General features: G+C 36.8%; 18 protein-coding genes. 3 read left to right on the forward strand and 15 right to left on the reverse strand.

Annotated features, from left to right (window positions below; translation table 11 throughout):
• Positions 1 to 341: 341 nt before the first annotated feature.
• Positions 342 to 1043, forward strand: coding sequence for a TetR/AcrR family transcriptional regulator (locus ACSLUO_RS11155; RefSeq protein WP_448248607.1), 702 nt, complete (start codon positions 342 to 344; stop codon positions 1041 to 1043).
• 134 nt (positions 1044 to 1177) lie between these two features.
• On the forward strand, positions 1178 to 2545 hold the full coding sequence (locus tag ACSLUO_RS11160) for an aldehyde dehydrogenase family protein (RefSeq protein WP_448248608.1): 1368 nt from the start codon (positions 1178 to 1180) through the stop codon (positions 2543 to 2545).
• Between the two features lie 277 nt (positions 2546 to 2822).
• On the opposite strand, the gene ACSLUO_RS11165 is transcribed toward ACSLUO_RS11160, so the two are convergent.
• The 8 genes from ACSLUO_RS11165 to ACSLUO_RS11200 form a co-directional block, all read right to left on the reverse strand.
• On the reverse strand, positions 2823 to 3080 hold the full coding sequence (locus ACSLUO_RS11165; RefSeq protein WP_448248609.1) for a DUF2999 family protein: 258 nt from the start codon (positions 3078 to 3080) through the stop codon (positions 2823 to 2825).
• Between the two features lie 132 nt (positions 3081 to 3212).
• The gene (locus ACSLUO_RS11170; protein WP_448248610.1) at positions 3213 to 3509 is read right to left on the reverse strand and encodes a hypothetical protein; all 297 of its coding nucleotides are present in this window, start codon (positions 3507 to 3509) and stop codon (positions 3213 to 3215) included.
• Positions 3510 to 3722: 213 nt separating this feature from the next.
• Positions 3723 to 4328, reverse strand: a complete 606-nt coding sequence (recR, locus tag ACSLUO_RS11175; protein WP_448248611.1) for a recombination mediator RecR — start codon at positions 4326 to 4328, stop codon at positions 3723 to 3725.
• Positions 4329 to 4451: 123 nt separating this feature from the next.
• Complete coding sequence (locus ACSLUO_RS11180; protein WP_448248612.1) at positions 4452 to 5417, reverse strand: class 1 fructose-bisphosphatase; 966 nt, start codon at positions 5415 to 5417, stop codon at positions 4452 to 4454.
• Between the two features lie 13 nt (positions 5418 to 5430).
• Positions 5431 to 6510, reverse strand: a complete 1080-nt coding sequence (gene fbaA / locus ACSLUO_RS11185; RefSeq protein WP_448248613.1) for a class II fructose-bisphosphate aldolase — start codon at positions 6508 to 6510, stop codon at positions 5431 to 5433.
• 940 nt (positions 6511 to 7450) lie between these two features.
• Positions 7451 to 8752, reverse strand: coding sequence for an MFS transporter (locus tag ACSLUO_RS11190; RefSeq protein ID WP_448248614.1), 1302 nt, complete (start codon positions 8750 to 8752; stop codon positions 7451 to 7453).
• A 233-nt stretch (positions 8753 to 8985) separates the two neighbouring features.
• Positions 8986 to 11268 carry a polysaccharide lyase 6 family protein gene (locus ACSLUO_RS11195; RefSeq protein ID WP_448248615.1) on the reverse strand — a complete coding sequence of 761 codons (2283 nt, stop codon included), beginning with the start codon at positions 11266 to 11268 and terminating at the stop codon, positions 8986 to 8988.
• A 99-nt stretch (positions 11269 to 11367) separates the two neighbouring features.
• Positions 11368 to 14406: a TonB-dependent receptor gene (locus ACSLUO_RS11200; protein WP_448248616.1), complete on the reverse strand. Its 3039-nt coding sequence runs from the start codon at positions 14404 to 14406 to the stop codon at positions 11368 to 11370.
• Between the two features lie 284 nt (positions 14407 to 14690).
• On the opposite strand from ACSLUO_RS11200, the gene ACSLUO_RS11205 reads away from it, so the two are divergent.
• Positions 14691 to 15431: a FadR/GntR family transcriptional regulator gene (locus ACSLUO_RS11205; RefSeq protein ID WP_448248617.1), complete on the forward strand. Its 741-nt coding sequence runs from the start codon at positions 14691 to 14693 to the stop codon at positions 15429 to 15431.
• A gap of 236 nt (positions 15432 to 15667) precedes the next feature.
• Here ACSLUO_RS11205 and ACSLUO_RS11210 read toward each other — a convergent pair whose 3' ends face one another.
• From ACSLUO_RS11210 to nagB-II, 7 genes are all read right to left on the reverse strand, one after another.
• Entirely contained in the window at positions 15668 to 16417 is a 750-nt protein-coding gene (locus ACSLUO_RS11210; RefSeq protein ID WP_448248618.1) for an SDR family NAD(P)-dependent oxidoreductase, read from the reverse strand.
• A gap of 559 nt (positions 16418 to 16976) precedes the next feature.
• The gene (locus ACSLUO_RS11215) at positions 16977 to 19493 is read right to left on the reverse strand and encodes a hypothetical protein (protein WP_448248619.1); all 2517 of its coding nucleotides are present in this window, start codon (positions 19491 to 19493) and stop codon (positions 16977 to 16979) included.
• 295 nt (positions 19494 to 19788) lie between these two features.
• The gene (locus ACSLUO_RS11220) at positions 19789 to 20283 is read right to left on the reverse strand and encodes a hypothetical protein (RefSeq protein WP_448248620.1); all 495 of its coding nucleotides are present in this window, start codon (positions 20281 to 20283) and stop codon (positions 19789 to 19791) included.
• A gap of 23 nt (positions 20284 to 20306) precedes the next feature.
• Positions 20307 to 21779: a polysaccharide lyase family 7 protein gene (locus ACSLUO_RS11225; RefSeq protein WP_448248621.1), complete on the reverse strand. Its 1473-nt coding sequence runs from the start codon at positions 21777 to 21779 to the stop codon at positions 20307 to 20309.
• Between the two features lie 396 nt (positions 21780 to 22175).
• Positions 22176 to 23471: an N-acetylglucosamine MFS transporter NagP gene (gene nagP, locus ACSLUO_RS11230; protein WP_448248622.1), complete on the reverse strand. Its 1296-nt coding sequence runs from the start codon at positions 23469 to 23471 to the stop codon at positions 22176 to 22178.
• Positions 23472 to 23500: 29 nt separating this feature from the next.
• Positions 23501 to 24649, reverse strand: a complete 1149-nt coding sequence (gene nagA / locus ACSLUO_RS11235; RefSeq protein ID WP_448248623.1) for an N-acetylglucosamine-6-phosphate deacetylase — start codon at positions 24647 to 24649, stop codon at positions 23501 to 23503.
• Complete coding sequence (gene nagB-II, locus ACSLUO_RS11240) at positions 24650 to 25648, reverse strand: glucosamine-6-phosphate deaminase NagB-II (protein ID WP_448248656.1); 999 nt, start codon at positions 25646 to 25648, stop codon at positions 24650 to 24652.
• Positions 25649 to 25656: the final 8 nt, after the last annotated feature.

A 25656-nucleotide genomic window follows, 5' to 3' on the forward strand; every position in this document is an offset into this window, starting at 1 on the left:
AGAGATACAATCGTTTTAATCAAGGCTGAAATTATCTCGTTTAGTCACCCAAACCAATACTTTTTAACACCCAGTAAAGCGATTTTAGCCTCAGCCCACAAGGTAATGACTATTTGTGCGCTAGTTGCATTAGAATTTCACTCATTTGAAATAACCAAACAACCTTCATTCTGCTTTGCTATCACTTAAAATATAATTAATGTTAATAGAAGCAAGCACATAGCAATTAAAATAGACGTTAAATAACAGGTTGATAACATTATTATTATTTAACAAAGCATTGATTAAATGTTAATAAATTGTTAATTTACATGTAAACGTAAAATAATAATTCTTATAAAATGATCGCAGATAAAGCAAATAGCAGTATAAAACGTCGCTCTAAAGGTGAAAGAACAAGACTTCATATTCTTGAGTCAGCGATCCAAGTTATCGCCAGTCATGGCATAAAAGGCACCACTCACCGAGCAATTGCAAAAGCAGCCAATATTCAATTATCACTAACCACCTATTATTTTAAAGATATAGAAGAGCTTATTTATCAAGCTATTGTATTAAATACTGAAAAACTATTACCTTGTCATGATGAAATGTGGTTAAGCATATTTAAGTTAATTGAAAGCCATCCACCATCAGAGCTGAAAAAATTAGCGGTTAAAAAAACATTAGCAGAAGATATTAGTGCCGTGTTTGTTGAGCAAATTATTAATAACCTAATGCTAACCCCGCATGTTTTAGCCGTCGAACAAGTATTGTTTACCCAAACTCACATTAGTCATGATTTATTTGAGCTTGCCGAACAACATCAACAAATATTATTAGCCCCCTACATTAAGTTCTGCCAATATTTCAATCGTACTTCGGCAGAATTAGATGCAGAAATTTTATTCAATCTACACAAGCAACAAGAGTATCAGGCGTTAGCACTGGTCATTAATAACCCTTTTGAGCAAACAATTAATAAACAAGCGATTGCTGACTATCAGCAAAAATTGCAAGCGATCATCTATCGTACATTAGGATTATTATTAACTAAAAAGTAGCCTAAGCACTCTGTGCATTCGCTACTTAGCCTTGGCTTACTTAGTCTTAGGTTAGATAGTAAATCTTAACAACTTAATTTAACTCACTAATAATGATAAGCTAGCTGGTATGACTTCTTTATTCTATTTAGCGTATGCCTTTTACTCAGCTTATTAATGATCAGAAAGAATATTTTAATAGCCAAATAACCAAAGATATTAACTGGCGTACAACACAACTTCACAAGATCAAACGTTTAGTCATTGAAAATGAGCAAGCTTTACTAAAGGCACTAGCTGATGATTTAGCTAAACCCTATCAAGAAAGCTGGATGACTGAGCTAAGTTATATTACCAGCGAAGTTGACCATACCTTAAAGCATTTAAAAAAATGGGCGGCTCTTAGACGAGTTAACTCGCCGCTCGTGACTTGGCCAGCACGTTCTTTTATTCAACCTGAGCCCTTAGGTACGGTACTAATCATTGGTGCATGGAATTACCCTTTACAATTAATCTTATCCCCTTTAGTTGCCGTTATCGCCGCAGGTAACTGTGCTATTTTAAAACCGTCTGAATTAGCACCAGCAACCGCTCAACTGCTTGAAACATTATTACCACAATACGTAGACCCTAAAGCAGTTAGTCTTGTTCAAGGAGGTGTTGAGCAAACAACCGAATTATTAAACGCTAAATTTGACCATATTATGTATACCGGCAATGGCCAAGTCGCTAAAATAATTATGGCGGCCGCAGCTAAGCATTTAACACCGATGACCTTAGAACTTGGCGGTAAAAGCCCTGTATTTATTGATGATTCTGCAGATATAGCAATAGCCGCACAACGATTAGCTTGGGGTAAATGGCTTAATGCAGGGCAAACCTGCATCGCTCCCGATCATGTCATGGTGACAAAATCACTACTAGCGCCTTTATTAACTGCACTAAAAACTGAAATTGTTGCCATGTTTGGCGAAGAGCCAAAACGCAGTGATAGTTATGGCCGGATCATTAATCAGCGCCACGCTAAACGATTGGCTAATTATCTCACCATGGCTAATATCGCTTTTGGTGGTGATGTGGATATTCAAAATTGCTATATTTCGCCAACCATAGTGGTTAATCCCGAGACAAACTCAGCTTTAATGCAAGAAGAAATTTTTGGTCCCATTTTACCCATCATTGTCGTTGATGATTTTCAGCATGCCATTAATTTAATTGTTGAAAATGATAAACCTCTCGCCGCCTATTTATTTACCCGTAATAAAAAACAAGAACAACAATGGCTCACAGAAATTAGCGCAGGTAGTATCGCTATTAATGATGTCATGATGTTTAGTGCGGTTGCCGACTTACCCTTTGGTGGAGTTGGTGCAAGTGGTTTTGGGCAATATAGCGGTAAAGTAGGGTTTGATAATTTTAGTCATTTAAAAGCGGTGATTAAACGCCCTTTCTTAAAAGACTTAGCTTTGCGGTTTGCACCGTTTACCGCGAAAAAATGGCGTCAGCTCAAATGGTTTAGATAAAAACATTAACTCAATGACACTAACATATCTGGCATATCTGGCATATCTGACATATTAAAATTCATCAAAGCCTAATACCAATTTCATTAAATTATTGCCCACTTGTGCGGGTTAAAATATTCCATCGCTGCGTTGCTTTCAATCCCAATAGCCCGCTATTGCTCAATCAAGCGCCTTGCCATGATTTATTTTTCCTACGCACAACAAGAACACAAACTTAATGCAATTGGTATAAGACCCAAAATAAGCCTTAGGCATAATCAATGAATTAACAAAGTTAAACGTCTTGCTTAAATTGTTCTTTTGCTTTTTCTACTGCTGAAAAGTCTAAACCTAGCTCTTCAACTGCTTCTTTAATTAAATTAGGTTGAGTCATTACCTGCATCATCACGGCCTGTAATTTGGCAGGTTCAATACCTAGCTGACTGATCGTAGTCATCGCCATTAAAGGGTTTTCAGTTAATGCTTGAAAAATTTCTTTGGTTTTTTCATCACTAATATTGGCGTCTTTTAATAATTGCAGTATTGGGTTCATTGTTGTACTTCAAATTTTGTTAAAAATAATAGCCCTATTATAAAGCCTTTAACCCGTTAACAAAGTTTTTTAGAGAAATAAAAAACCACAAAAGACTATTTTGTGGTTTTATTAAAATGATGTAGTGATATATTAATTAGCAGCTAATAAAACTTTGCTGCGTTCTTCTAACGATTTAACAACAATTAAATTTTGCTTTGGATAATGGCTAACGGTAGCAAACGCTGCTTTTTCATTCACCACTTTTTTAAGTGCTAACTCTTGAAAGAAATGGTTCTTCTGAGTTTCTTTCTCAATGGTTTTTACCATGCAGCTTTCATTAGCTGACATTGTCGACTTTTCAAGACAATTAAAAATTTCAGCTCGCTCAGCTAAAGCAACTTGACTAAAAGTTAAAGCGCTAATGGCTACAATAATTGATTTTTTCATATTTGATCCCCCTAACAACGACCCATTCATACTAACAAAACCTAACCAAATTCACCTAGCATATTTTTATGACAAGTTTATTACGCCGGTAATCTTTTTTAATTTATTTTAATTTGTTTAAACGATACCAGCATAAAGCTATATCAGAATCATAAAACAGAAGCATAAAAAAACCGGCTGAAACCGGTTTTTTATTAATCTTTATATCGCGGCTTAAATTTGATAACTTTTTCTGCCTGATAAAGCGTGAGATAAGGTATTACCATCAACAAACTCTAATTCCCCCCCCATAGGAACACCATGTGCAATACGTGAGATTTCCACTTGGTATTTATCGGTTAACTCAGCAATAAAGTGTGCCGTTGCTTCCCCTTCAACCGTTGGGTTAGTCGCTAAAATCACTTCCGTAATTTCACCTTTTTTTAACTGTTTTTCTAAAACGTCTAAACCTAAGTCATCAGGGCCAATACCATCAATTGGTGATAAGTGCCCCATTAAAACAAAATAACGACCGGTAAACTCCCCTGTTTGCTCTATAGCTAAAACATCGGCAGGAGTTTCTACCACACATAATTGTCCAGCCATTTGTCTTTTAGCACTTAAACAAATTTCACAACGCTCTTGCTCGGTAAAGTTTCGGCAATCTTGGCAATGACCAACTTCCGCCATGGCTTTGGCTAAACTAGCAGATAACTTATCACCACCATGACGATTTCGTTCTAATAAATGAAACGCCATACGCTGGGCAGATTTGGCACCAACACCCGGTAAACAACGAAAAGACTCAATGAGTTCTTGAACTAATGGACTAAATTTCATGAAAACAACAGTAGATAAATAACAAAGAAAATAATCTATGAAGATTACCATAGATAGACAGAGATAAAAAAAGGTTTAACCTAAGTTAAACCTTTAATAAAAAGTAATAATTCAGAGAAGTATTTATAAATAGCTTAAATAAGTATCTACTTCTTTTGCTGAGCCTAAAGCAACCGGCACACGTTGGTGTAGGCTTGATGGCTCAATATCTAAAATACGCGTTTTATCAGCATAAGCCTTACCGCCCGCTTTTTCCGTTAGCATCGCCATTGGGTTGGCTTCATATAGTAAACGTAATTTACCATTTTTTGTGCTTTCTCGTGAGTCGCTCGGATATAAGAAAATACCACCACGCGACAAAATACGATGAACATCACCAACCATAGCAGCATTCCAGCGCATGTTATATTGTTTGGCCATTGGACCATTAGGCCCTAAAATCAAATCATCAATATACTGTTTACTTTCTTGATACCAAAACGGCTGATTAGACATATTAATCGCAAATTCGGCACATTCAGGTACAACGTTTAATTCTGGATGCGTTAATAAAAAGCCACCATGAGTTAAATCTAAGGTATAGCCTCGTGTTGGGCCGCCTGTTGTCATCACTAACAAAGTAGAAGGACCATATAATACATAACCCGCACATACTTGGTTTTTACCCGGCTGTGCAAACTGTCGTTCGTCATTAGCTGGTATATCATCAAGACCACGATAAACGGTAAAAATAGTGCCTATTTGACCATTGATATCAACATTTGATGAACCGTCTAGCGGGTCAAAAGCAACAATGTATTGTCCTTGCTCATTGCCTGCAACAATATAGTCTTCTTCTTCCGACGCAATCGCTTTAACTGACTCATCTTCTAATAAAATATCTTTTAATAATTGATTAGAAATAATATCGAGTTTTTTCTGAGTTTCACCTTGAATATTTTCATCTAAGGTTGAGCCTAATACGCCCGCTAATTCACCTTGACTGACACGAAATGAAATTTCTTTACAGCCTGCTAAAATAGTACGAATTAACATAATTAATTCGATTGGAGTATTGTCATTTTTAAGGACTGGTATTAATCGTTGCATGCGGTTTCCTTGATCAACTATAACGGTTGATACAATTAAGATCTAAAAAGGTAGTTTCTAAACGTCGAGTCATTGATTTTTCGCCTTCACGTAACCAAACACGCGGATCATAATATTTTTTGTTCGGAACATCATAACCTTCAGGGTTACCAATTTGATTAGCTAAATATGAGCTTTTGCTAAGATGATAATCTCTAACACCCTGCCAAGTCGCCCATTGGGTATCAGTGTCTATATTCATTTTAATAGCACCGTAACTAATCGCTTCTTTAATATCGTTCACGTCAGAGCCTGAGCCGCCATGAAAAACGAAGTTTAATGGCTGAGCTGGTAAATTAAATTTCTCTGAAACATAGGCTTGAGATTTTTTCAAAATCAATGGTGTTAATTCAACGTTACCGGGTTTGTATACGCCATGAACATTACCAAACGAAGCTGCGATTGTAAATTTATCACTAATTTTAATTAACTGCTCATAAGCATAAGCAACATCTTCAGGCTGAGTATAAAGCGATGAGTTATCAAGGTGGGTATTATCAACACCGTCTTCTTCACCACCAGTACAACCTAATTCAATTTCAAGGGTCATGCCCATTTTGCTCATTCTTTTGAGGTATTCACCACATATTTCAATGTTTTCTTCTAGTGACTCTTCAGAAAGATCAATCATATGAGAGCTAAATAAAGGCTTACCTGTTGCAGCGAAAAACTTTTCACCCGCCGCTAACATGCCATCAATCCAAGGTAATAACTTTTTAGCGGCGTGATCAGTATTAATGATCACCGGAACACCATAAAACTCAGCAACATTATGTAAATAATGTGCTGCAGCTACAGCACCATGAATTGAAGCATCAATACCGTCTAAGTTAACACCTTTACCAAGAAAGAATGCGGCTCCGCCATTTGAAACTTGTATAATAACTGGAGAATTTACTTTAGCTGCCGCTTCCAATGTTGCGTTTGCTGAAGAAGTACCAATAATATTAACCGCAGGATAAGCAAAGTTATTTTTACGCGCATAACTAAATAAAGTTTGCACATCATCGCCTGTTACAATACCTGGCTTAATAGATTTTATTGATTCTGTCATTTATAACTCCCAAACAATAAATTTTTTAAATTAATTAGTTAACCAGCAAACATCTTCAATTGATTGCCTAGTCAATATAGCTCCAACTTAGAACAGCGTTATTAAACACGTTAGATACAACAAGAATATGACAACTAGGTTAATTAACCTTATTCGCTTTCTTATTCTTATGATCTAGTGTTGTAATCACTATCATCAGCTTAACTAGTTGATTTTAATGCTTTATGTGATTTATCAATGCAGAGGGGTTTTATTATATTGCGGTAGTAAAACAATATCATGTAACTCATACTGACCAACTTTCATAAAAAAATGTTATTTCGACAATTTTTTTTAGCATCTTAACGAACTGATACCTATCTTATTTCATTTGATAGTAATAGTAATTATTTTTTTAATAACATTTAAATATATATAAATGTTTTTTGAATAGATGATTTTTTACACCTACCTGTAAAAAAATAGGCATAAAACGTTTATTTATAAAGAATAAATAGTAAAAAAACAAAAATAAAGATGAAAAAATAAACAATATGAAAATTTAATAGGCAAATTTAAAGGAAATGATTTTATATGAATTGATATTAAAATTTATGAAAACCTACATGAAAGCAACCAATATAACTTTCAAAAATATATAAATATATTTTCACTTAATTTTTCACTTAATAACATAACTAAAATAGTATTTAGCTTAATGCTATTTAAATAGAGGCGGGGTAAGATAAAAATTAAGGTGAGTTCAATGAAGAACTCACCTATAGCGTAAACTAAATTATACCAATTCCATTAAGTTTGTGATCCTGTTGTGCGTAGGAAAAATAAATCATGGCAAGGCGCTTGATTGAGCAATAGCGGGCTATTGGGATTGAAAGCAACGCAGCCATGGAATATTTTAACCCGCACAAGTGAGCAATAATTTAATGAAATTGGTACTAGTTTACTTTTCGCTTTTTAATGGCTCAATTTTAGGAATTAATATCCAAACCGATAACATCGCAATAACCGCTAAAGAAGCACCAATAACAAAGGCTGGTGTATAGTTACCATCCGCTGTCAGCATAGGTACTAACGCAGTTAAACCTAATGCCCCTAGTTTTGCCGCCATTCCAGAAAAGCCAGACAGTGTTCCTACCGCTTTTTTGCCGTACAGATCACTTGGTAACGTTTGAACATTACCAATTGCCGTTTGGAAACCAAACAGAATAATCGCCATAATAATTACCGCTGTTGTTGGGCCACCAGGATTAGCCATAGCAAGTAAAGCAGGTAACATGATCATACAACCTAAGGTAATGGTTAACTTACGTGTTTTATCGGTATTCCAGCCTGCATGGATTCGATTCTGTGCAAGTAAACCACCAAACCATGCACCTAACATAGCACCAACATAAGGAACCCAACCATAGATACCAATAGACTTAACATCCATTGCATACACTTCATTAAGGTAGATAGGGATCCAAAATACGAATAACCACCAAATTGGGTCAATTGCCGCTGAAGCAATAATAACACCCCAGCTTTGTTTACGAGAAAGTAACTCACCTGTTGAAGGGTTATACTCATCTTCTTCAGCTTTCTCTTCGGTAACGTCACTGCTTCTTTGACCAGTTAAAATGTATTCACGTTCTTCTTCTGTGATCCATGGGTGCTTTTTAGGTGGCGCTTTCACTAGAATAATCCAAGGGATCAACCATAATAAACCAACTAAACCAATCACAATAAATACCATTTGCCAGCTAAAAAACACGGTTAAATAAGCGATTAAAGGAATTGCAACAATACCACCGATAGCTGCACCCGAATTAAAGATACCTTGCGCTAAAGCACGTTCTTTTGTTGGGAACCAATCAGCATTACTTTTCGCCGCACCTGGCCAGTTACCAGCCTCGGCCACACCTAAAATGGCACGGAAAATACTGAAACTTAATACACCTTGTGCAAAGGCATGTGCCGCTGTTGCAAGCGACCAAACACCAATTGATAGTACAAAGCCTAAACGTGTACCTACCCAGTCAAAAATTTTGCCAAATATCGCTTGACCAAACGCATAAGATAATATGAAAACAATGGAGATATTTGCATATATTTGTTTACGTTCTAACGCTGTTTCATCAGGAAACAGTTCTTCAACAATATCGGGCCAAAGTACGCTAAGCGCCGAACGATCAATATAATTTATAACGGTAGCTAAAGCGATTAAAGCAATCACCCACCAACGTAAGCCTTTAACTTTCATAATATTTACTCTTTTTATTACGTGTGAATCATGCGAATACTTTATTGTTATAATATTTTTGCTAATAAAATATTCATTCTTATACTAAAAACTTAGCGCAACATAGTATTAAGGTAGTGATCTATTTAACAATGTCATTACCTTAACAACTATATATAACATTATGTTTCAATTAACTATTTTACAACCTTTACTTTAATAAAAGGCTAAAAAACAAACGTTTTAGGACGTTTTTATTTGGTTGTCACTTTAAAAGTATTATTTTTTACTTCTGCGGTATGTGGCCCAGGAAAATTTAATTCTTCAATCTTAAATTCTTTTGTATCAATAAATTGGTTATCAACCACTTTAGTGATTGGCTCACCAACCGTATGATTAATTAATAAAGGTGCGGTATTTTTGAAAGTATTACCCATCACGGTTGTTACTTGCACACCATGAATATAAGCCACAGCTTGTTCTTTATTTCGGCGACCTAGTCCTACGTTATTAAGCTGATTGTTAGCTAATAATAAATGCGGGCCGAAAGTGCTTTCATCAGTACCACCACGGTATAATTTGATTAACGCACCTTCAATATTATTAAACTCAGAATTAACAATAGTAACGTACTCTGCGTTGTATATACCTAAATCGTCGGTTTCTTTGTTTAAACGTAAAACGTCTCCGGTCATATTTTTAAAGCTGCTGTTTTTTAATAAAATTTCAAACGCTAAGCTACGAGATCCGGCATCAAAGAAATGAAAAGAATGGTTAATATTAAAGTTACTGATCTGGCTATTTAACAACTCTAAACGAAAAGTTGTTAACATAGGTAAGCGCGACGTACGTACAAAAACATTACCGGCAGAGTCAGCCGCTTTACTGGCATCAATATTTAAGCCATCAAGCTGTAAACTACCGTTATCTAAAATTTCAAAAGTGGTTGAACGCGTCACATTTAAGGTTACTTTTGCTTGTTTAGCCGCTTTAACCGTGATCACTTTGTTAACTTTAATAATTTTATTTAACGTATATTCACCTTCGGTAAGCTCAATCACATCGCCATTTTCAGCTAAAGCAATAGCTTCAAAAATAGCCCCTTCAGCTGGCGATACAGAGATTATTTTACCTGAAGCAAAAGCAATACTCGGCTCTGCTTTGGCGTACCAGCTAACACCAACATCAGCTTTTTGAGTAACAACAAGATCCTTGCTCACCCCTTTATTTTGTAACTTTTTATCTACCGGGTATAACAAGCCATTGCTGTGACGTTTCATAGTAACAGTTAAGCTTTCAAACCCTTTATTTAATTGAGCATTAGCAATGTTATTGTAAATATTTCCCTTGAACTTAATACCGCTAATATCATCAAAAACAGTGAAAGGGTCACGACCTTTTTCATGGCTTACCAAGTTATTATAAAAACGGCTATCAATTGGCGTAGCAGAGCGTTCAGTATCACTACCTGCTGCTAATTGAATATTATCGACATTAACTAAAGTATTGTTTTCAATTAACGCATTTTTAACTTGGTGGTAACGGTTAATACTTGAATTAGGCACCCCATTCATAACAGTAAAACCACTGCCAAAACGATAACCAGTTAAACCTTCCATATAATTGTTACGAATGACTTGATCAGCATTAATGACTCGAATACCACCGGTATGATCAACACCATTACCAAAAAACACGTTATTCTCGACAACATTACCATTGCCATGTCGTAACGTTAAAGTACCTCTTGATTCAAAAAAGGTATTATTTCGAATGGCATTACTTCCTGATTTATTTGAAATGATCTCTACTTCACCGTTACAACGGTCAAAATAATTATTTTCAATAATAGTAAAAGAGTCATTTAAAGAATGGTGACTAGTACCAATACGTAAAGTTTCACCACCATTTGAGCCTAACACTGGACGCGGGCCAAAATAGTTATGATCAATGCGATGATGGTTTTCAATGCTCTCTTTTGAGTTTAAGCGAACAGCCATAGTAACACCGGCATTACTTTTACCCACTAAATGACTGTGATCAAAACGGTTATGTTTACCATACATCACAACCCATTTATCTTGTTCAAATTTATTAGGATTATTAAAGTGGTCAATTACCACCTCAGTGACTCTTGAATGATAAGCAAAATTACTTGAATTTTGGCGAAATGAAATCACCTCACCGCGCGGCGAATAGCCGTCTTTAAAAACTAAGCCCGAGACAATTAAATGCTCTCCAGCTAAACGTAAATCTGATTGACCTGAAATAATAACCTTACCTTTTGTTTCTGCAGTAAGTGTTATTGGTTGCTCTGCTGTACCTTGAGCGGTAAATAAAATTTCAAAATCTTGCCAAACCCCATTAGCTAAAACGATAGTATCGCCAGCAACAACAGATTGTTCAGCTTTTTTAAATTCTTTCTGTGTAGACACCTGCCATGTTTTAGCAGTAGTAGAAATGCTTAAAAAGCTAGCTGTAAAAATAACAAAACATGAAAAAACAGCGGATTTTTTTACACAATTTAACATAAACATTCGCTCGACTTTTGATAGAAAAAAATAAATGGAGCTCAATAAGACAAGAGTTTATTGAGCTCCATGCTTTTCTTATAAATTTAAAACCTTAACAATTAATTAAAATTTATGTTTTAAACTTAAAAAGTACTTAGGACCTGTGCTTGAAATAAGCGTAGGTGTTTTATCGATAGAACGCGTCATATATTGCGCTTCATCCAATACGTTTAACGCTTTAAATGAAATCGATGTATTTTTGCTAAATTTATATTTAGCATTAAAATCTAAATACTCAAACGGTTCAACATAGCGGTTGGCTGCTGCACCTGAGTTAGGTTGATAGTACTTAGAACGTGTTTTATATAAAACACGGAATGATACGTCATCACCTTCCCAGTAGATTGAGCCTGAAAATACATTTTTAGAAAAACCGAATAAGTTAGCTGCAGCAACATTTTCAAATGCCGGTATTTCTAAGTCGCCATTTGCATCGTACATATTACCAAATCGACCATCTTCATTTTTAAATGAAGAATTTGCATAGTTATATGAAGCTTTCATACCTAAACCGTCAAACGGTGCCGGTAAATCGGTAAAGTGATGCTGAGCGGCTAATTCAAAGCCACGTAAATAAGCCGGGTCATCAGTATAAGTGTTTGTCACCAAATCAACTGAGATTGATTGACCATCAATCACTAAGTCTTCTTGCTCAACAATACTTTTGAAATTAGCTTCAAATTGCTTACCATAAAACGCTAAAGAAACCGCTGTATCAAGTGATGGGTACCATTCAAATGAAACATCGAAGTTATTTGACATCAATGGTTCTAAATATGGGTTACCGCCACTCACTTCAGAAATCAGCTCATTTGGATCCGTAATTTCTTCACTGGTATCGCTTTGTTTAATAACTCGACCAGCGCTCATATCCAATAATTGTGGACGTGACATCGCACGATAAGCCGCTGTTCTAATTAAAAACTCTTCACTGTAATGGAAGGTAATGTTAGCACTTGGTAAAACAGTAGTAACATCATGCTTTTGGATATTAGTTGTTAAAACATTATTACCTTCGGCGTCTTGAACGATATCTAATTCATAAGTAATCAGATCAGAATCCGTAGGATCAACTGTAGAGTTAATCTTATACTCATTTAAATAACCTAATGACTCAACATCAGTACGTATGATACGGACACCAAAGTTACCCGACACCGGTAAACCAAAAAGTTGACTTTCAAAGTTAGCCATACCATAAATTGCTAAGGTATCTTCTTCTACGTTGACATCACCAGTAGAGCGACGATCTTTTCTTGGCCCTAAATCGACGAAGCTTCGGTCTTCATTAGCTTGTGAAAGTGAACCATAACCACATTTAGCGTCAAATTGGGCAAATTGACCGCCTTGTAAACCAGCGCCACTTTCGCTTGATAACCATTCAGGGTTGTTCCACTCAACAAAGCAGTTTTCAATTAATAAACCAACTTCGGTTGCATCTTTAGTCTTATATTCAGGTAATTCTTCACCTGTTGCTGGGTCAATACCAACATCATCATCTAAATCTGACCACAGTGAGGCTTCAGAATAACGAACACCTGCTTTTAAGCTAGTGAAAAAGTCACCATCTACAGCATATTCAATATCAACTTTTGCTGCATTTACTCGGTTAATACGTTCTTCTACTTCACGTTCGTATTTACCTTCACCACCTACCCAAGATTCAGGATTAGTCGGTTCGAATGCAGTTGTCGCGTCATAACCGGCATCACCAACTGCATTAAAATCCGCATCTAAGAATTTTAATTCCGCTAAACGGTGTTCACGGGTATCTAAACTGTAGTTACCGTATACGCCACTGTTAATACGTGATTTAAAACTTGTGCGGTCACGGTGCGATTTTGAGTATGATAAGTCACCAGTGATCACTAAATCATCAGTAATATAATGCTTAACTTCTAAACCAAAACCGTTGTAGCTTTCATCTTCTGTTCGGTAATAACCTTGAGTTTCGAACTTCGCAATACCTTCACGGTAAAGTAAGTTCATATTCTCGTCTATTACATGATTTTGTAAGTTACGACGAGCAGAGGTAACAATAAAATCATGACGATTTTCAGAATAATGATTATCAGAATATTCAACATCTAAATTGATATCCCACTCATCATTTGGTTGCCATTGCAAGGTAGTTACAACCGCTTCACGGAAATCTTCTTCTTCCATGTTGCGGTAAGTCCAGCTAGAAGGCGTTAAAAATACTTTACCCTCTTGGTAATCACCAAGATTATCGCCTGTAATTCCTAAGTTTGTACCAGGATAATTATCTTCACAATCATCGACGTCATTTACTGGTGTACCATCGGCTAAATGAGTAGCACAAGCATACATAGTTGAACTGGTTAACATACTCTCTTCAGGGTTAGCCGAATCAGTACGCTGATAACCGAAAGTAAAGCCAATATCGCCTAAATTCTCGGTTTCAAATTGTCTAACAAGAGAAGCAGTAACTTTATTACCTAATCCATTGTTATCATCAAGATGTGCTGAATGAGAGTTATAAATCGCACCTAACTCAATTGAAGTTACTTCTTCACCATAATCTAAAGCTCTTAATGAATCGATGTTAATAGTACCGGCAACACCACCTTCTGTGATATCAGCTTGTTGTGACTTATAAACAAGTACATCATTAACTAATTCTGATGGGAATTTTTTAAAGTTAACGGCACGAGAGTAACCCGCACTGGTTACGGTACGACCATTAAATGTAGCATAACCAAGAAATGGTCCCATACCACGAATAGACGTTTCAGAACTACTACCTTTACCGCGGTGACCAGATACTGAAGTAATATTTTCAATAACATCAGAAACAGACAAACCAGGTAATTCACCAAAATCGGCTGCTGAAATACCATCGGTGATCGCGGCAGTATTTTTCTTGATATTAAGTGAACGCGACATAGTGCCTCGCATTCCTTTTACTTCAATAACTTCAACTTCTTCCGCTGCATTATTGTTATTCTCTTCTGCTGCAAATGCAGGTGAACCTAATAATGATAATAATGCAGTTGCTGCAAGTGCACTTTTACCAATAGCATTCTTATTTCGAAGAGCAGTACTTATTTTGTTAAGCTTTGCTTGATTTAACATGGTCATAATCTCTCTTGTCGTTATATGTTTTTAGTACAGACAATTAAATGTACTACCGCCATACCATACTGTCAAGACAATCATTACCAATGACAACAAAAAAGTATTACCAATTGGTTTACTTAATTGTTTTTTATTGGTAACTTAAATTTACCAGTTTGACAATTTGAAGCCCTCTACTATAGAATGCTTACAAAAATGGCGTATAAAGAAACTTATATAATAAGTTTTAGACCATTATTATAAGAATTCAAGCTATTGGACTTACCAATACGATTAGGAATACAGTTATGAAAAGCCGTCGTTTATTTTGGCACATAGTGGAAAAAATAGAATTATCTATTGATTCAGGCACTTATCCTCCTGGCAGCCGCTTACCAGCGGAGCGTGTTTTAGCTGAAACATTTGAAGTAAGCAGACCAACTATTCGTGAAGCAATAATTGCTTTGGAAGTTAGAGGACGAGTTGAAGTAAAAACTAGCTCTGGTGTTTATGTATTAGAGCATAAAAATTCAAACGATGACCTTTCTAACATTAGTGCTTTTGAATTAACACAAGCTCGCGCTTTAATTGAAGGTGAGGCAGCGGCTTTAGCTGCGTCAGCAATTACAACAGAAGAACTATCAGCCTTAGATGATACTTTAATTGCCATGGAAAATGGTATTAATGCTGATGAAGCGGACAAAACCTTTCATATTATCATTGCCCAAGCTACCCGCAACAAAGCTGTACAAGCAGCCATTCATCGCCTCTGGGAATTAAGACAAACAGACAGTGGTATTAAAGAAGCTTACCAAGGGGTTTGTTGTCAAAGTGACAGTGATCGTTGTAAAGAACATAGAGATATTTACAATGCCCTTAAAAATCGCGATTCGGTCGCAGCTAGAGGCGCAATGCATTACCACTTTAATCGCTTAATTAATGCTTTATTTGATGCCAGCGAAGCCAAAGCATTAGAAGAGATAAAACGTAAAACCAGTGAAACTCGCGATTTATACTCGCTCAATCATATTGTTAAATCAGCGCACTAATTTAGGCTGTAAATAACAATTGTGAAAAGCTACCTTAGGTAGCTTTTTTTATGCGGTAAATTTATGATAAGGCAACAGCCAAGATATAAATTTTTCGTTTGCTGACCAACACCTGCTCATCTTACTGCAGTAATTCCATTTCAGTTATTGTCCTTTCCATCTTGGAAAATTCATCAAATAGCAGGTAACAAAAAGCCGTATTAAAACGGCTTTATAGTTTGAACCTTAGTTTCTATTTATGAAAAAACTAAACCGGCATTAATATCAACGTTTGTACCTGTCATGTAAGAGGCATCATCACTTGCTAAAAAGCCAACTAACTTTGCAACCTCTTGAGCAGTACCTTCCCGTTTAAGTGCTGTCATACCGGCTACTGCGCTGCGTACGGCATCTTTAGTAAAGGTGTCGTGGAAACCGGTGCTGATCATCCCTGGACACAAGGCATTAACTCGAATACCTTTAGGTCCTAATTCTTTAGCTAAACCACGGGTGAAACTGGTAACCGCCCCCTTAGATGCCGCATAAGCAACAGAGCCAGGGCCACCACCGTCACGTGCAGCTTGTGATGAAAAAGTAACAATAGCGCTACCTTCAGACAAATGAGGGATAACAGCGTTGCACATCATGAATAAGGATTTAAGATTAACGTCCATCACGTTATCCCAATGTTCTACTGACATTTCATCAATAGTTACCCGTGCTAATAAGCCACCAGACACATGTACCAAAATATCAACTTTACCAAAGGCTTCAAGTGTCGAATCTAGGGTTTTTTTAACATCAGCCGCTGACGTTAAATCAGCTTGAATAGCAATCGCTTTAGCACCTAATGCTTCTATTTCTTTAACAGCACTTTGTGCCGTTTCTGCACTCGAATGGTAGGTCAATACAACATTCACGCCTTTACTTGCTAATTCAATCGCACACGCTCTACCGATATCTCTACCGCCACCAGCAACGATTGCAACCTTGCCTTTCATTGTCATAGAATTCTCCAAAAAATAAATACAATATGTTAACTAATACAAGTTAAGGTTAAATCTTTTCCACAACTCAATTTTTCGCAATTAATGCTGGAACACTAAGTTAGTTTCATTTATAAAAATAGCTAAGCCCTTACAGTATGTCAACCAATAAACACCTACAATGTAATACCAATAACCTTAAATAAAATAGCCAGTTCCGTTGTGTATTTTTTATTTACCAATTATTTTTCAACTCTTGGCATAATCAGTGATTTTTACGAGTTTTTACTATTTAACGTTTTTATACACAATCTAAAAAACGAACAATATAAAAAACATCTTTACCAATAAACATAAAAAATGGTCTGATTTATCCAGTATGGCTAACCATTTTAAAATTAATTAAAATTCATACAATTTAAAATTATTTTCTAACAAGCCAATAAGTTTCCTTATCAACAATAGCATTACTAAGTAAAGTTACGATAAATTCCCATTAAAAAAGCCAGTTAGAAAATCTAACTGGCTTGTATACATACTACTTTTAGGCTTTAAACCCGCGGCTTTATTACCGCATTACTTAGAATAAAGTTGAATCTAAATTATCAAAGTAACTATAAGTACCAGTAGAACTGTTATCGCCAACATAAAGTGCTACTAATGTTGGTGCACCTGTATCATTTTCAGCGACTAATGGCACGGCTGTACCACCATCGTCATACGTTGTGTAATCAGTACCATCAATATTCACAGTGATCGCATGACTAGCATCCCAAGACACAGTTACATCAACCCAAGTATCTTTATCGTAAGAAACAAGAGTTTTTTGGCTACCATTTTCATCTCGAAATTTAATAGTTGAACCAAAAACCACTTCAGTATAACGAGCACTTGATGAACCACCTTCTGATGTACCTAAGAAGAAGTAGGTTGATTTAACATAGCCTGATGTTGGAATAAACACTGAGAATGAAACTGAGCCGCTATCAGCAGCACCTGCAGTAAACTCACGGCTTACTACTGGCTTAGTTGCATCACTATTATCTTCTAAATACAGAGAAAAACTATCGATAGCTTCAGCATTGCTGATTTCTGCAATTGTGCCAGTACCGTCTACATTCGTTGCTGTATAAGCAGTATTCGCCGTATCAACTTGTACACCATCAGCATAACCTTCAAAGTCATCGGTCATCGTTGGTGCTGCTGCAACATCGAATAAATCAGAATCTAAATTATCAAAGTAGCTATAAGTACCAGTAGAGCTGTTATCACCAACATAAAGTGCAGCTAAGGTTGGCGCACCAGTATCATTTTCAGCGACTAATGGCACGGCTGTACCGCCATCGTCATAAGTTGTGTAATCAGTACCATCAATATTCACAGTGATCGCATGACTAGCATCCCAAGAAACCGTTACATCAATCCAAGTATCTTTAGCGTAATCAGCAAGATCTTTTTGACTGCCATTTTCATCTCTGAATTTAACTTTAGAGCCAAAAACCACTTCAGTATAACGAGCACTTGATGAACCACCTTCAGAACTACCTAAGAAGAAGTAAGTTGATTTAACATAACCAGAAGTTGGAATAAACACTGAGAAAGAAACTGAACCGCTAGCTGCAGCGCCATCAGTAAATGCACGGCTTACTACTGGTTTAGTTGAATCACTGTTATCTTCTAAATATAGTGAAAAACTGTCTTTAGCTTCAGCATTGCTGATTTTTGCAATAGTACTAGTACCATCAACATTGGTTGCTGTATACGCAGTATTCGCCGCATCAACTTGTACACCATCAGCATAACCTTCAAAATCATCGGTAATGGTTTCAGGTAATGGCACATCAAACAAATCTGAGTCTAAATCATCAAAGTAGCTATAAGTACCGGTAGAACTGTTATCACCAACATAAAGCGCAGCTAACGTTGGTGCGCCAGTATCATTTTCAGCGATTAATGGAACCGCTGTACCACCATCGTCATAAGTTGTGTAATCGGTACCATCAATATTCACCGTAATAGCATTAGACGCATCCCAAGAAACAATAACATCTACCCAAGTATCTTTATCATATGAAACAAGATCCTTTTGGCTACCACTTTCGTTTCTAAATTTAACTTTAGAGCCAAAAACAATCTCAGTATAACGAGAACTTGAAGAACCACCTTCTGATGTACCTAAGTAGAAGTAAGTTGATTTTACATAACCCGCAGACGGAATAAAAACAGAGAAAGAAACTGAACCGCTAGCCGCAGCACCATCAGTAAATGCACGACTTACTACCGGTTTAGTTGAATCACTATTATCTTCTAAATACAATGAATAGGTATCTTTCGCTTCATCATCACTGATAACAGCAATAGTACTAGTACCATCAACATTCGTTGCTGTATAAAGCGCATTAGCTGCATCAATTTGCACGCCATCAGCATAGCCTTCAAAATCATCAGTTATCGCATTCGGGTCAACATAACCACCTGAACTAACAACATCAGAATCACCTGTGATGGTAGCGGAAAAACCACGGTCATCCGTGTATGTAATTGATACTGACACTGTATTACCAATGTCGCCAGCACCAACAACGTATTTATTATCAGTTGCAGTACCTGTACCTGACCAACTATAAACAGGTGAAGAAGTAAGGTAGCCGTCACTATCAGAAATAAAAGCCGACAGTGTTTCACCTACGGTAGCAGTACCAGCGACAGTAACTTCACCTAGTGTATCCATATCGCTTAAAACAGGACCTGTTGCTTCTGATCTAACATGTGAAAAATAGCCATCATCATCTGTATAGGCAGCTCTCACTGTAATATCTGAACCAAGTTCATTGGCTGTTAGTGTATAGCTAGAACCAGTAGCACCTGGAATATCAACATTATCAGACACCCAATAGTAAACGATGGTAGAACCCGTAAGACCATTTGCATCAGATACTGAAGCAGATAATGTGGCACCAATTTCTAACTCTGCGCCTGGCTCACCACTAATTGTCACTAGCCCTGCGGAATCGCCGGTAGCACCTTTATACTCGTGATCATCACAAGCACTTATGGCAAGTACTAGTGCTGAAATAGCTAATAGTTTATTACTCATATCTCACGTTTCCCTTATATTTTTTATAATGTCATCAATAAAAACTGCTATATAACTAAAATAAAATATAAAACAGCATCAATTGGTCAATACATTTAACTATAAATCAAAATAAAAACTTTGCATTTAACGCTAAACCATATAACAACAATATGATAAATAGAGCACCAAATGTCAAGCCAAAGTTAAACCAAAAACGCAACTTTGTTATTACCAAATAAATTACCACAACGAAATCAACAAATTGAGGACATAAAAAAAGCGACATAAAGTCGCTTGTTTTATTAAGTAAATATTAGTTTAACTCGAGCGTATCAAACGCTTCTCGAGCAATTGTTCGCCACTTGTTTTTTGCTTTTCTTTCTAATGAGTTATATGAAGCAAACAATAACTTACCATTCAAAGGGATACCGTAAATTATATTATAATCATTTGATCTTACTGATTTATTTTCAAACTCAAGGATAAAAACCTTAGTTTCAAATTTGTTGATAACTTTATCTTTAGACCAATTAGCATCTGGATAGCCCTTGTGGTATTTGGCTGAGATAGCTTTATGTATTTGTTTAATTGTTTTGACATCAGCTGCAATATTGGTCTGGTGAAAAGTGAATTTAGCTAAACCAGACTTATTATCCAATACCACTTTATCTGCTGATTCTTCTTTAATTTTAACGCTCGTTGGAAAATCGATAAAAACCGTACTATTAAGTAATTCTCTCGTTTCCCAGTCAGCGCTATAAGCAGATGTGGTTAAACTTAGTAATAGGGTTAAAATTATAGCTCTCATGTTTAATTCCTTATTTTTGCAGACTAATAGTTATAGCCGGTATGTGAATTGTCGATTTGATAAAAGGTCGCTTGCACATAATCATCAGCATTACCTGTATTATTTTGATTATAGACGCCAGCTTTAAAATACATATATTGACCACCACTATGATAATTACTCGCTGTCATATCGTAAGAAGCGGTAACATCGGGTTTACCAGTTCGAGTAATAGTGACATTTAACATATTGCCGATGACTTCGATTTGGTAACTAAAGCGTTCATTTAAGGCAATACCATCCGTTGGATTACTGGCACTTTGGGATCTTGTACCTATCATCTCAACATACTTATCATCACCACCTAGTACTTCATGGGCAAAATAAATAGAACCTTTGTCATTATTAGGTAGCTTACGATAATAAAGGCGAATGGGTTCATCATCATTGGCATGAATTTGCCCAATGATCACACGCCCTACTTGGCTGGTAGAGCCTGTGGTAGTAACATAATTAACCGCTAATGTTGCGTTTAATACACCATCTACACCACCAGCAGCATCTTGCTCGGCTTGTGATGCTGATGAAAATACCCAGTTATTTTTATTGATACCTTGGGTTTTATGACTTGAATTACCACGACGTAACATTTCTCTTAGTTCAGTACGAGTATAGCTGGTATTTGTTGATGTTTTATAACCTGCAACAGGTACCTTAAAGACTAAACCACCATCACTAGATGGATAAAAGTAATGACTGTTTTGATAGCCGGCAACTAATTCATTTTCACTAATACTGTCAGACCTACCATTGCCATCATCGTCAGTTGGAATACTTAAATACCAATCGTTCAGCTCAATCGTATGAGTACTTTCAATTGGCTGTTCTGGCGTATTATCTACTGGTGGTTCAGGTATATTGTCTTCAGGTTCTTCGATGATTTCAGGTAATAGATCACCAAGTTCGCCACAGTGATTAACCACTATTTCAATAATGCTATTCCACTGATTAACAGAATTTCCTTGGCCAATCACTTTAACGTAACGCCCAGTTGAAGGAAGTAATTCATACTGTTCAAATGCTTTACTGGTCACTGTGGATTGACCTGAAACCAGCACTGGTTGCCAACTACTTTGATCCAGTGATGTTTCTACTTCGAAATAAGAGGTTCGTACATCAGCTTGATACCACAAAATAGCTAGATTGCTTAATGCGATGCTCTGACCTAAGTCAATAATAAGTTCTTGGGCTGCGCCTTCACTTGACCAACGAGAATCATTGTCTGTGTTACCATCGATCACGTTTTCGGGTAAATGACCATCATTTAAACCTTGGTCACTCGCCATTAGGGTTAATGTTGATGTACTAACACAGATTTCGTTCTCAACGGGGGTTTCAATTATCGGGCTTTGCTCATTATCAGATTGATCTGAGTTGTTAGGCTGTGAGCCACTCGAACCACCGCCACATCCGGTTAAAACTAACATTAACACTGGAAGAATATTAACTGCTTTCATAACATCCACTTAACTGTTGACTAAATTCAAATACAGCGTACTGACATACGTCTTGATGACAATACGCTGTATTACATTTTGTTTATTTAACTATGGTTTAATTTTCTGGAAAAACAACACAGACCAAAACAACCATTCATAGTTGACAAAACATCGATAACAACTAATTAAACCAGAAATACAGTGTAATACCAATAATTATTACCAAAAACTTACCGAGATTTACAAACTATAATATTGGTCAACCACAAATATGGTTGATATATATTCAAGTAGAAGATTGAAAATATTGATAAAAAATCAAGAAACGGTGGATAAAAAAACCTCGAACAAAAGTTCGAGGTTGATCAAAATGATCTATTTACGCTCTTAGAATTTCAAAAGAAGTAAAGCAGGTTACGCCTTTTTCATTTTATGGCCTTTAACGGCATAAAACAGAATAAATAAATAACAAGGTAACATAACTGAGTAACCCATTTGTAATGAACTGACGCCACTTAATAAGCCCCAAAACATAGGACCAAACGCACCACCAGCTATCCCCATAACTAATAGGGCTGAGCCTGTACTGGTTAATTTACCCATACCTGACAACGCTAAAGGAAATACCGCCGGCCATACAATCGCATTAGCTAAACCTAAAAAAGCAATGAATAACAAAACATCGGGTAAATGCGCGCCGCCAAATGGCACTAATAACGCATCAGCAATAATAAATGAGTTTGGATCGCCAAATAATATGCCGAATGTAAAAGCCAAACCTAAAACGGCCGATACCATCAAAGCTTTTGCTTGGCTAATAAAACGCGGTATTAAAGCAATACCTAAGATATAACCAAGCACCATACAAATCATGGTATACGACGTCATAATACTGTAGCTTTCAACACCTAACGATAAAGCAAAGGTACCAATGGTATCGCCAGCAATCACTTCAACCGCCACATAAACAAAAATAGCAATAACACCAAAAGCTAAATTAGGGTGAGATAAGGCTTCTTTAATTTCTGCTGTTGAACTGCTAGCCGACTCATCTTCATTACTCAATTCAGGTAATGGCGACTTTTTAACAGCAAAAGCTAAAATACCAATGAATAACGCCATGCCAAGATAAGGAAAAATTAAGCTGTTTGCCATCTCATCAATTTGACCTTGGCTTAGTTCTGTTCCTACCGTATCCGTAAAGTTACTTAAAATAAGTGCGGTAAACACCATAGGGGCAATAACACCGGCACCTTTATTTAAAATTCCCATAATACTAATACGAGCAGCGGCTGATTCTTCAGGCCCCAAACGTACAACATAAGGGTTAACCGCAGTTTGTAACAAGGTTTGCCCTGCTCCCATCACCAATTGTGCTAATAAAAACAAAGGGAAAAACTGTGATTTGGCGGCAGGTATAAATAACAAGCCAGCGACCATCATTACCGCCATGCCTAAAGCCATACCATTTTTATAGCCAACTTTTTTAATAACCGTTGCCGAGGGTAAAGCGGTAAAGGTCACCGCAATATAAAATGAAAAGAGAATTAACGAACCTTGAAACGGGGTTAATTTTAGTATTTGACTTAAATACGGCATCAATGAACCATTAAGCCAAGTAGCAAAACCTAGTATGAAAAAGAGCATGGCAACTATGGCCATTGGCACCACGCTGCTTTTTGTTGATGTATCAATTACCTGTGTTGTCATAGCTACTTCCTCACTCTTATCTTATTAGGTTAAATATTATTGTTATTAATCGGGTAAACTTGTTTGCCATTTATCCAAGTACTTAATACCTGTTGTTGTTCATCAAGTTCAACAAAGTCTGCTTGGCTATTAACCATAAGCATGCCCCGTAAATGGCTTTGTTTAATATAGTCAGCCGGATTTTTAGCTGCCATATTAAGGGCTTGTGCTAACGGTAAGTTAACATGATTAACGGTATTACGAACCGCTGTCGCCATATCAAGTACCGAGCCGGCAAGCTCGCCCGTAGTTGACGTTAACTTGCCATCAGCTAACTGTACCGTTCGATCAAAAAAAGCAAATTCAGTATCCTTAGTGCCTACTGGCGGCATGGCATCCGTCACTAAAAAAACCTTAGCTTGAGGTTTGGTTTTTATCGCTAATTGACAGCTGACATAATCAACATGATGACCATCAACAATTAAACCACAACTAGTTTGATCGTTTAACAATGCCGCGCCAACCACACCGGGTTCACGACCTTGTAAAGGTGACATGGCATTAAATAAATGGGTAAAACCGCTAGCGCCAATATCAATCGCTTTTTGAGTTGTCGTATAATCAGCATCGGTATGCCCTAAACAAACGTGAATACCTAAGCCAACCATTTTTTCAATATCGCTAGGTAACACATTTTCAGGTGCCAGTGTCACAATAACGGCACCTAAATCTTGGCGTGATAATACCTGCCATTCTTGTTCTGATATCGGACGAATATATTCTTCGCTGTGCGCACCTTTTTTAGCCACCGATAAATGTGGCCCCTCAAAGTGCACCCCGATAATGCCAGGTACTTTTTCTTTGATTGCATCGGCGATACTATCCGCCGCTTGTTGCATCACCTCAACCGTATCAGTGATCAAGGTTGGTAACATCGCCGTTGTACCAAATTGAGCATGAGCTTGCATTATCGACTTAATGCTGGCAACCGTAGGAGTACTATTAAATAATACGCCACCGCCGCCATTAACTTGTAGGTCAATAAATCCGGGTACAACTAAGCCTTGCAAACTTTCATCAACGTTTGTGATGTCATCATCTATTGCAATAATTTTTCCTTGTTCAATGGTTAATACCTGATCAAGTAGAAAATCTTCACCGTTAAATAATTTTTTTGCATGAATTCGTTGTACTGACATTTATAAAGTCCTTGTTACTTTTTTAAGCCCTTTTGGCTCATCAGGGTTAAAACCACGACTAACCGCAACTTTTGCCACATCTAAATAAAAGCGTTGTAAAACAACAAGTGGCGCTAAACGAGGATGAACAATAACATCATTTTGACGTAAATGAACAAGATCTGCGCCACGGTCAATTACTTCATCAATTTGCTCTTGATGAGAGGTAGCACTTTCATCATTCACGGCACAGTTTAAAATTGCTAATCCTTGTTCAACTAAGGTTACCGGCCCATGTAAAAATTCTGCACTACTAAACGCTTCGGCATGAATACTAGACACTTCTTTCAGTTTTAACGCCATTTCTTTTGCAATTGCAAAACCTAAACCACGACCTAATACCACCATATTTTTAACGTTCGCTATCGACGCTGGCGTTAATTGCGCTGGTGATGCAATCATTTCTTCCATCGCGGCAGGTAACTCAGCCAAGGCATTAATAAGTTCTTGATTTTCTGTCCAGTTAGCAACTAAATGTGCTAACGCAGATAAAGTTGCTAAATAACTTTTTGTTGCCGCTACTGAAATTTCAGCGCCGGCTTTTAATGGTAGTACTTCATCAACAATATCACCTAAAGGAGATGTTTCATCATTCACTAAAGCGACACAATAAGCACCAGCATCTTTTGCCATTTGAGCTTGGGCAATAATGTCTGGACTACGACCCGATTGTGAAATAACAATCACTAAACTGTCTTGTAATTTTAATTTTTTACCATAAACACTCGCCACTGATGGCGCTGCAGAACTGACCGGTACACCCGCTTCAATTTCAATTAAGTATTTACCAAAAACACCAGCATGATCAGATGAACCACGACCAATAATCATCACTGACTTAGGCGCTATTTCACGTAATTTAGCACCGATTTTAGCAGCTATTGACTGATTTTCTATGATCTGATTTTTAATAACACTTGGCGCTTGCGCTGCCTCTTTTTCCATGATTGTTAACATGATAAACCTTA

The sequence above is a fragment of the Thalassotalea agariperforans genome (genome assembly GCF_053470345.1).

What these genes read in the sequence shown, in the direction of transcription:
- ACSLUO_RS11155 (WP_448248607.1), top strand. Translation starts at nt 342, where the DNA reads ATGATCGCAGATAAAGCAAATAGCAGTATAAAACGTCGCTCTAAAGGT.
- ACSLUO_RS11160 (WP_448248608.1), top strand. Translation starts at nt 1,178, where the DNA reads ATGCCTTTTACTCAGCTTATTAATGATCAGAAAGAATATTTTAATAGC.
- ACSLUO_RS11165 (WP_448248609.1), bottom strand. Translation starts at nt 3,080, where the DNA reads ATGAACCCAATACTGCAATTATTAAAAGACGCCAATATTAGTGATGAA.
- ACSLUO_RS11170 (WP_448248610.1), bottom strand. Translation starts at nt 3,509, where the DNA reads ATGAAAAAATCAATTATTGTAGCCATTAGCGCTTTAACTTTTAGTCAA.
- recR (WP_448248611.1), bottom strand. Translation starts at nt 4,328, where the DNA reads ATGAAATTTAGTCCATTAGTTCAAGAACTCATTGAGTCTTTTCGTTGT.
- ACSLUO_RS11180 (WP_448248612.1), bottom strand. Translation starts at nt 5,417, where the DNA reads ATGCAACGATTAATACCAGTCCTTAAAAATGACAATACTCCAATCGAA.
- fbaA (WP_448248613.1), bottom strand. Translation starts at nt 6,510, where the DNA reads ATGACAGAATCAATAAAATCTATTAAGCCAGGTATTGTAACAGGCGAT.
- ACSLUO_RS11190 (WP_448248614.1), bottom strand. Translation starts at nt 8,752, where the DNA reads ATGAAAGTTAAAGGCTTACGTTGGTGGGTGATTGCTTTAATCGCTTTA.
- ACSLUO_RS11195 (WP_448248615.1), bottom strand. Translation starts at nt 11,268, where the DNA reads ATGTTTATGTTAAATTGTGTAAAAAAATCCGCTGTTTTTTCATGTTTT.
- ACSLUO_RS11200 (WP_448248616.1), bottom strand. Translation starts at nt 14,406, where the DNA reads ATGACCATGTTAAATCAAGCAAAGCTTAACAAAATAAGTACTGCTCTT.
- ACSLUO_RS11205 (WP_448248617.1), top strand. Translation starts at nt 14,691, where the DNA reads ATGAAAAGCCGTCGTTTATTTTGGCACATAGTGGAAAAAATAGAATTA.
- ACSLUO_RS11210 (WP_448248618.1), bottom strand. Translation starts at nt 16,417, where the DNA reads ATGACAATGAAAGGCAAGGTTGCAATCGTTGCTGGTGGCGGTAGAGAT.
- ACSLUO_RS11215 (WP_448248619.1), bottom strand. Translation starts at nt 19,493, where the DNA reads ATGAGTAATAAACTATTAGCTATTTCAGCACTAGTACTTGCCATAAGT.
- ACSLUO_RS11220 (WP_448248620.1), bottom strand. Translation starts at nt 20,283, where the DNA reads ATGAGAGCTATAATTTTAACCCTATTACTAAGTTTAACCACATCTGCT.
- ACSLUO_RS11225 (WP_448248621.1), bottom strand. Translation starts at nt 21,779, where the DNA reads ATGAAAGCAGTTAATATTCTTCCAGTGTTAATGTTAGTTTTAACCGGA.
- nagP (WP_448248622.1), bottom strand. Translation starts at nt 23,471, where the DNA reads ATGACAACACAGGTAATTGATACATCAACAAAAAGCAGCGTGGTGCCA.
- nagA (WP_448248623.1), bottom strand. Translation starts at nt 24,649, where the DNA reads ATGTCAGTACAACGAATTCATGCAAAAAAATTATTTAACGGTGAAGAT.